A 1542-nucleotide genomic window follows, 5' to 3' on the forward strand; every position below is an offset into this window, starting at 1 on the left:
GAGGTTGAGTTGAGCGAGAAGAGTGCTGCGCCGGTCGGGGGGCCGGATCGTCGGGCGATTGTTGCTGAGGCGCTGCGCAAGATTGATGATTTGACGGCGCGGTTGGCGGTTGCTGAGGCGGGGGATTTAGAGCCGATCGCGGTGGTGGGTGTGGGGTGTCGTCTGCCTGGTGGGGTGGATGGTCCGGCCGCGTTGTGGCGGTTGTTGTGTGATGAGGGTTCGGGGATTGTTCGGGTTCCGGCGGATCGCTGGGATGCGGATGCGTTGTATTCGTCGGATCATTCGGTGCCGGGGACGATTTGTTCTCGGGTGGGTGGGTTTTTGACGTCGTGGCAGCCGGCGGAGTTTGACGCGGAGTTTTTTGGTATTTCGCCGCGTGAGGCTGATGCGATGGATCCGCAGCAGCGGTTGTTGATGGAGGTGGCCTGGGAGGCGTTGGAGCATGCCGGGATCACCAAAGAGGCGATCCGCGGAACTCAGACCGGCATATTCGTCGGGCTGACCACCAACGACTACGCGATCCTCGCCGCCGAGCGAATGCGACCGCGCGACTTCGATCCCTATCTGGCCTTTGGTAATGGCCCGAATTTTGCGGCGGGGCGGTTGTCGTATTTCTTGGGTGTGCATGGTCCGGCGATGATGTTGGATACGGCGTGTTCGTCGTCGTTGGTGACGATTCATTTGGCGTGTGCGAGTTTGCGGCGTCGGGAGTCGGATCAGGCGTTGGCTGCTGGGGTGAATTTGATGTTGGCCCCGCAGAACAGTATTGCGACGTCGCGGTGGGGGATGTTGGCCCCGGATGGGCAGTGCAAAACCTTTGATGCTGCGGCTGATGGGTATGTGCGGGGCGAGGGTGCCGGGGTGGTGGTGCTCAAGCGGTTGTCGGATGCGCAGCGTGATGGTGACCGGATTTTGGCGGTGGTGCGTGGTTCGGCGGTGAATCAGGATGGGCCGTCGTCGGGTCAGACGGTGCCGTCGGGTCCGGCGCAGCAGAAGGTGGTGCGTGCGGCGTTGGCGTCGGCGCGGTTGTCTGCGGCGGATATCGATTATGTCGAGGCGCATGGCACGGGGACGTCGTTGGGTGATCCGATTGAGTTGGATGCCTTGGCGGCGGTGTTTGGTGATCGTGGTGGTGCGGCGCCGTTGGTGTTGGGGTCGGTGAAGACCAATGTGGGGCATTTGGAGTCTGCTTCGGGTGTTGCCGGGTTCATCAAGACGGTGTTGTCGGTGCAGCAGGGGTTCATTCCGCGGCATTTGAATTTTTCGGAGTTGACTCCGAATGCCGGTGTGGGTGCGTCGAAGTTTCAGATTGCTGCCGAGGCGATGGCGTGGCCGGAGGTGTCGCGTCCGCGTCGGGCGGGGGTGTCGTCGTTTGGGGTGTCGGGCACTAATGCGCATGTGATTGTGGAGCAGGCTCCGGAGGCGCCGGTTGTTGCGGCGGCTGCGGCGGTGCCGGTGAGTACGTTGGTGGTTTCGGGGAAGTCGCCGGCGCGGATCGCGGCCACTGCCGGGGTGCTCGCGCAGTGGATGGCCACCGACGGC

General features: G+C 63.1%; 1 protein-coding gene. It reads left to right on the forward strand.

Annotated elements, in window-relative coordinates:
- Positions 1 to 9: 9 nt before the first annotated feature.
- The coding region (locus tag AWC18_RS03555; RefSeq protein WP_133054975.1) for a type I polyketide synthase at positions 10 to 1542 on the forward strand (1533 nt) is incomplete at its 3' end.

The sequence above is a fragment of the Mycolicibacter nonchromogenicus genome (assembly GCF_002101775.1).
GTDB classification, from domain to species: domain Bacteria; phylum Actinomycetota; class Actinomycetes; order Mycobacteriales; family Mycobacteriaceae; genus Mycobacterium; species Mycobacterium nonchromogenicum.